2 protein-coding genes are annotated in these 1,101 nt (G+C 61.6%); both read right to left on the minus strand.

Annotation, left to right across the window (positions count from 1 at the left end):
- Positions 1-50: 50 nt before the first annotated feature.
- A complete protein-coding gene (locus NGF19_RS30365; protein ID WP_252429150.1) occupies positions 51-854 on the minus strand; it encodes an arylamine N-acetyltransferase family protein in 804 nt (267 codons plus the stop codon).
- 51 nt (positions 855-905) lie between these two features.
- A partial coding sequence (locus tag NGF19_RS30370; protein WP_289738543.1) for a 3-oxoacyl-[acyl-carrier-protein] synthase III C-terminal domain-containing protein occupies positions 906-1,101 on the minus strand: 196 nt, incomplete at its 5' end.

Consider the following 1,101-nt stretch of genomic DNA (forward strand, 5'->3'; position numbering starts at 1 on the left):
GGAACCGGAGAGGGCTGCCTTGGTGGTTGTGGTGTTCTCCGTCATGGCAGTCATTCCGTCCGCACCCCCGCGGTCACGCCCCCGGCAGGCTCCCTGGGCAACCGCTCCAGACTGATACCGAAATACTCCTTGTACGCCGCGAACGCCTCCGCCTCACTCTCCAGCACCCGCCGCGAACGCTCCGCACCCGCAACCATGCTCACCTGCTTGTTCCCCTTCAACGTCACCAGCCCGTCCACCGTACGGACCGAACAGAACAAGCCCTGCAGGAACGAGGAATCCGACGAAGTGCGATACCACCACAGCGTCGGAGCGAAATCCTCGATCCGCACCGGACGGTCCGCAACCCGATACAACGGCTTACCCCCCAGATACACATCCACCACCCCCTCACCCACATCACGCAACTGATACTCGCCATGCGGATCCACCTGCACCTCACGCGACGCCAGACGCAACGGGAAACGACTGTTACGACCAAACCCCACATCCACCAGCCAGTCCTCACCCCCAGCCCTCACCCGCAACGCCAAATGCCCCAGGAACGGACCCAGAAGACCACCAGGACGATGCACCCACCCCGGCAGAACCTCCACCTCATACCCCAACGCCGCCAGCAAGAACGACAACGCCGGATTCACCTCGAAACACCCACCACCCCGATTCCCGTACACGATCTTCTCCAGGACACGCTCGTCCATGAAGATCTCCTCATCCAGGTGATAGCCCAGATTCTCGAACGGCACCGACAACAGATGACGCTCCATCACATGCCGCAACCCCGCCACATCCGCACACACCGGCCTCACCGCACCGATCCGCGCCAGATAATCCTCCATGACCTTCTCCACCACCAACACCCTCTCCCTCTCCACCGACTGGTTTGAACTACCGGAAAACACAACTCACAGACACTGCCAGCACAGCAGCGACACACCCATCGACATGCCACCACCAAAACCAGCAAGCAACACAAGATCCCCATCCGCCAACCGCCCCGAACGAGCAGCATGATCAAGCGTCACAGGAATCGACGCCGCCCCCGTATTACCGAAATCCTCATACGACACACACACCCGCCCCGCCGGAACCCCCAGCCGG

Source organism: Streptomyces macrolidinus (assembly GCF_023887685.1).
In the GTDB taxonomy this organism is placed as follows: domain Bacteria; phylum Actinomycetota; class Actinomycetes; order Streptomycetales; family Streptomycetaceae; genus Streptomyces; species Streptomyces macrolidinus.